This window comes from Mesorhizobium sp. B2-4-3 (assembly GCF_006442815.1).
Lineage (GTDB): Bacteria > Pseudomonadota > Alphaproteobacteria > Rhizobiales > Rhizobiaceae > Mesorhizobium.
On the sequence record NZ_VFVL01000003.1, the window covers coordinates 167,501 to 172,500 of the forward strand.

The 5,000-nt window shown below is 56.3% G+C and carries 2 protein-coding genes, 1 tRNA gene and 2 rRNA genes (1 of these 5 cut by a window edge); all 5 read right to left on the bottom strand.

Features of this window, described 5'->3' with window-relative positions:
- Nucleotides 1-200, bottom strand: the 5' portion of a protein-coding gene (locus tag FJ956_RS04895) for a type II toxin-antitoxin system ParD family antitoxin (RefSeq protein ID WP_140673917.1). It extends 67 nt beyond the left edge of the window; 200 of the gene's 267 nt are visible here — the first part of the coding sequence; it begins with the start codon at nt 198-200; its stop codon lies off the left edge, out of view.
- 210 nt (nt 201-410) lie between these two features.
- The gene (locus FJ956_RS04900; RefSeq protein WP_140673915.1) at nt 411-1,052 is read right to left on the bottom strand and encodes a ThuA domain-containing protein; all 642 of its coding nucleotides are present in this window, start codon (nt 1,050-1,052) and stop codon (nt 411-413) included.
- 442 nt (nt 1,053-1,494) lie between these two features.
- Nucleotides 1,495-1,571: transfer RNA gene (locus tag FJ956_RS04905), tRNA-Met, on the bottom strand.
- Between the two features lie 210 nt (nt 1,572-1,781).
- A 5S ribosomal RNA gene (gene rrf / locus FJ956_RS04910) occupies nt 1,782-1,896 on the bottom strand.
- A 90-nt stretch (nt 1,897-1,986) separates the two neighbouring features.
- Nucleotides 1,987-4,786, bottom strand: a 23S ribosomal RNA gene (locus tag FJ956_RS04915).
- Nucleotides 4,787-5,000 lie beyond the last annotated feature (214 nt).

A 5,000-nucleotide genomic window follows, 5' to 3' on the forward strand; every position in this document is an offset into this window, starting at 1 on the left:
ATTCCCTTTGCCGGATCTTGCTGGAGCTCGGCCATGCGCGACGGGATTTCCTCGCGCAGCCACTTCTCTCGCTCCGCCTCAAAATCCTCGAGCATGCGCAGGCCGGCGCGGACAACCTCGCTGGCATTGTTGTAGCGGCCCGATTCGAGCTGCTTCCTGATGAAGCGCTCATAGTGCTCGTTCAAAGCGTAGTTGGGCATCGGAGTCTCCCGGAGAAATTATCGAGCCAGGTGCGAAGTATAGCAATAGATAGCAAAAATTGACAGCCTTGATTGATTCGGACGCGCTTCATCCTTTGCGATTCGGTGGAAGACTCTACCGAATCGGGCGGCAATCGAATTGTCGATCAAGCGCGCCGGCGCCCGATCGAGAATCGCAACGACGGGTTTTAGCCAGGTGTACCTGCCGCCTCAGCGGGCGGCCCATGCCAGCCCGCGGCGCAGGATGGTGCGCATCTGCGGCACCTCGAACTCCGCCGCCACATGACCCAGCGACGAATAGAACACCCGCCCCTTGCCGTGCCGCCGCTTCCACACCACCGGCATCACGACCCCGTCGATCCAGGGCGCGTGCGAACCGGAAAAAGTGGTGGTCGCCAGCACCTCGTTCGAAGGGTCGACATGCATGTAGTACTGCTCGGAGCGATAAGGGAAATCCTCGATGCCTTGCATGATCGGGTCATCGCGCCGCGCCACATTAACATGATAGTCGATGATGTTGCCGGGATGCGCGACCCATTGGCCGCCGCACATGAACTGGTATTCGGGCGATTCGCGAAACGCGTCGCCCATGCCGCCATGGTAGCCGCCAAGGCCGACACCGTTCGCGACCGCCTTCGTCAGGTTGGCCTCTTCCGCCTTGGTGAGCTTGGACATGGTGAAGATCGGCACGATCAGGCTGAGCTCGGCGATCGCCGGGTCGGCGAAGACCACGGTCGTGTTCTCGACACGCACGGCAAAGCCTTCTTCCTCGAGCATCGCCTTGACGACGCGCGCCCCGGCCTCGGGCTCGTGCCCCTCCCAGCCGCCCCATACGATCAGCGCATCCCGCATTTTCCTCTCCATCATCTGCCGCATTGGCTTTGTGAGAGCAGGCAAACCGAAACGCAAGCCGGCAGCGCCCCCGGGTCGCGGTTGGGTTGCTCGATCGGGCACACAAACGCAAAACGGCCCGCCGGGGGAGTGCCAGGCGGGCCGTTTTGGTATTTGGTTGCGGGGACAGGATTTGGCTTCTCTGTTCCGGGGCGTCAGCTTTGCCCTTATTGCAGCCCCTGATGAGAGTTCAAATCGACTAGCCCTCACAGCCGGATAGCAAAACGGCCCGCCGGGGGAGTGCCAGGCGGGCCGTTTTGGTATTTGGTTGCGGGGACAGGATTTGAGTTCTCTGTCCCGCGGCGTCGGCTTCGCCTCCTTGCGGGCCCCTGATGCAGGTTAAGATCGCCGGCCACCACAGCAAAATACAAAAGAGCCCGCGCGAGGCGGGCTCTTTTGTATTTGGTTGCGGGGACAGGATTTGAACCTGTGACCTTCAGGTTATGAGCCTGACGAGCTACCGGGCTGCTCCACCCCGCGTCAACCACGAGCAAGCGTTTGCTTGCGACCACGAGCAAGCGTTTGCTTGCGTCCTTTGAGGTAAGGTTTAACTTACCGGAATCAAGAGACCGCCAAATGAAAGGGCCGCTTGCGCGGCCCATGATCCCGTTTGGCGGGCCTAAATATCGTAACGAGAAGATCTGTCTCGATCCGGTCGATCCGGATTTGAGCTGAACATGCGCTTGGCAGACCTGGCAGCGACCTACTCTCCCGCGTCTTGAGACGAAGTACCATCAGCGCTGGAGCGTTTCACGGCCGAGTTCGGAATGGGATCGGGTGCAGCCGCTCCGCCATAACCACCAGGTCGGCAAAACGCACGTTCAAATCGAGAAGCTGTCTATTCGTGCCGGCGACAATCCTTCGGATTGCGCCTTGATGGATATAAGTAATGAGAACGATCAAGCCTATCGAACTATTAGTACCGGTAAGCTTCAAGCGTTGCCGCTCTTCCACACCCGGCCTATCAACGTGGTCGTCTTCCACGGTTCTCAGGGAATACTCGTTTCAAGGTGGGTTTCCCGCTTAGATGCCTTCAGCGGTTATCCCGTCCGGATATAGCTACCCTGCAATGCGGCTGGCGCCACAACAGGTCCACCAGAGATCCGTCCATCCCGGTCCTCTCGTACTAGGGACAGATCCTTTCAATATTCCTACACCCACGGCAGATAGGGACCGAACTGTCTCACGACGTTCTGAACCCAACTCACGTACCGCTTTAAATGGCGAACAGCCATACCCTTGGGACCTGCTCCAGCCCCAGGATGCGATGAGTCGACATCGAGGTGCCAAACAACCCCGTCGATATGGACTCTTGGGGGTCATCAGCCTGTTATCCCCGGCGTACCTTTTATCCGTTGAGCGATGGCCCTTCCACGCGGGACCACCGGATCACTATGACCGACTTTCGTCTCTGCTCGACTTGTCAGTCTCGCAGTCAGGCAGGCTTATGCCATTGCACTCAGCGAACGATTTCCGACCGTTCTGAGCCCACCATCGCGCGCCTCCGTTACTCTTTAGGAGGCGACCGCCCCAGTCAAACTACCCACCATACATTGTCCCGGACCCGGATGACGGGCCGCGGTTAGACATCCATAGTAATAAGGGTGGTATTTCAAGGGTGGCTCCACCTGAGCTGGCGCCCAGGTTTCAAAGCCTACCACCTATCCTACACATGCCACTACGAATGCCAATGTAAAGCTATAGTAAAGGTGCACGGGGTCTTTCCGTCTAACCGCAGGAACCCCGCATCTTCACGGGGAATTCAATTTCACTGAGTCTATGCTGGAGACAGCGGGGAAGTCGTTACGCCATTCGTGCAGGTCGGAACTTACCCGACAAGGAATTTCGCTACCTTAGGACCGTTATAGTTACGGCCGCCGTTTACTGGGGCTTCGATTCAGAGCTTGCACCCCTCCTCTTAACCTTCCAGCACCGGGCAGGCGTCAGACCCTATACGTCGCCTTGCGGCTTCGCAGAGCCCTGTGTTTTTGATAAACAGTCGCTACCCCCTGGTCTGTGCCACCCTCCCCTGCTTGCGCAGAAAAGGGTCACGCTTCTTCCGAAGTTACGCGTGCAATTTGCCGAGTTCCTTCAGCATAGTTCTCTCAAGCGCCTTGGTATACTCTACCTGACCACCAGTGTCGGTTTCGGGTACGGTCTATAAGGAGGAGCTATTTCCTGGAACCGCTCCGCTGCCCGTTCAATCCGATAAGATTGGACAACTTGTGCGATCCGTCACTACCTCCAGGCCCACGAATATTAACGTGGTTCCCATCGACTACGCGTTTCCGCCTCGTCTTAGGGGCCGGCTAACCCTGCTCAGATTAACTTTAAGCAGGAACCCTTGGTCTTTCGGCGGGGGAGTCTCTCACTCCCCTTACGTTACTCATGTCAGCATTCGCACTTCTGATACCTCCACCGCCCCTCACGGGTACGGCTTCATCAGCTTACAGAACGCTCCGCTACCGCTCGTGATTGCTCACGAACCCTAAGCTTCGGTGTATGGCTTTAGCCCCGTTACATTTTCGGCGCAAAGACCCTTATTTAGACCAGTGAGCTGTTACGCTTTCTTTAAATGATGGCTGCTTCTAAGCCAACATCCTGGTTGTTTTGGGATCCTCACATCCTTTCCCACTTAGCCATAACTTGGGGACCTTAGCTGTAGGTCAGGGTTGTTTCCCTTTTCACGACGGACGTTAGCACCCGCCGTGTGTCTGCCGACTAGTACTCCCAGGTATTCGGAGTTTGGTTAGGTTTGGTAATCCGGTGAGGACCCCTAGCCCATCCAGTGCTCTACCCCCTGGGGTATTCGGTCGACGCTCTACCTAAATAGATTTCGCGGAGAACCAGCTATTTCCGAGTTTGATTGGCCTTTCACCCCTAGCCACAAGTCATCCCGAACTATTGCAACAGTTATGGGTTCGGTCCTCCAGTAAGTGTTACCTTACCTTCAACCTGCTCATGGCTAGATCACTCGGTTTCGGGTCTAATGCGACGAACTGAACGCCCTGTTCAGACTCGCTTTCGCTGCGCCTACACCTAGCGGTTTAAGCTTGCTCGTCACACTAAGTCGCTGACCCATTATACAAAAGGTACGTGGTCATCCTTGCGGACTCCCACTGTTTGTAGGCAATCGGTTTCAGGTACTCTTTCACTCCCCTTGTCGGGGTGCTTTTCACCTTTCCCTCACGGTACTAGTTCGCTATCGGTCATGCACGAGTACTTAGGCTTGGAAGGTGGTCCTCCCAATTTCAGACAGGATTTCACGTGTCCCGCCTTACTCGAGGACGATTGATCGCATTACGCGTACGGGGCTGTCACCCGCTATGGCCCTACTTTCCAGAAGGTTCCGCTTGTCTCTCAATCGCCACTGGCCTGGTCCGGGTTCGCTCGCCACTACTTCCGGAGTCTCGGTTGATGTCCTTTCCTACGGGTACTTAGATGTTTCAGTTCCCCGCGTTCGCCACTTTATCCCTATGTATTCAGGATAAGTTACCTATTAGCGATACTTGGAAACCACAGACGCAGGTCGCCCTGCATCTCTGATTTTCCAAGTACCTTAGGTGGGTTTCCCCATTCGGAAATCTACGGATCAAAGGGTATTCGCACCTCCCCGTAGCTTATCGCAGCGTATCACGTCCTTCATCGCCTGTGCATGCCAAGGCATCCACCAATTGCCCTTAAGACACTTGATCGTTCTCATTGCCAATACCCATCGCGCGATCCCGAAGGGATCGTCGCTTCAGCCACCCTCTTGCGAGGTTAGCAAAGCGCGATCCGAAGGATCGTCGCATAAGCGCGATCTCGAAGAGATCGTCGCCTTGAACCAGATCCTGTGCGGGATCCAATTCGATGTCATTGGCACAAAAAGACCAGCTTCTCGAGATCGGTTCGAGGGCGCGGTTAGGC

Coding starts and splice junctions, on each gene's coding strand:
- FJ956_RS04900 (WP_140673915.1), bottom strand. CDS start 1,052: ATGCGGGATGCGCTGATCGTATGGGGCGGCTGGGAGGGGCACGAGCCC.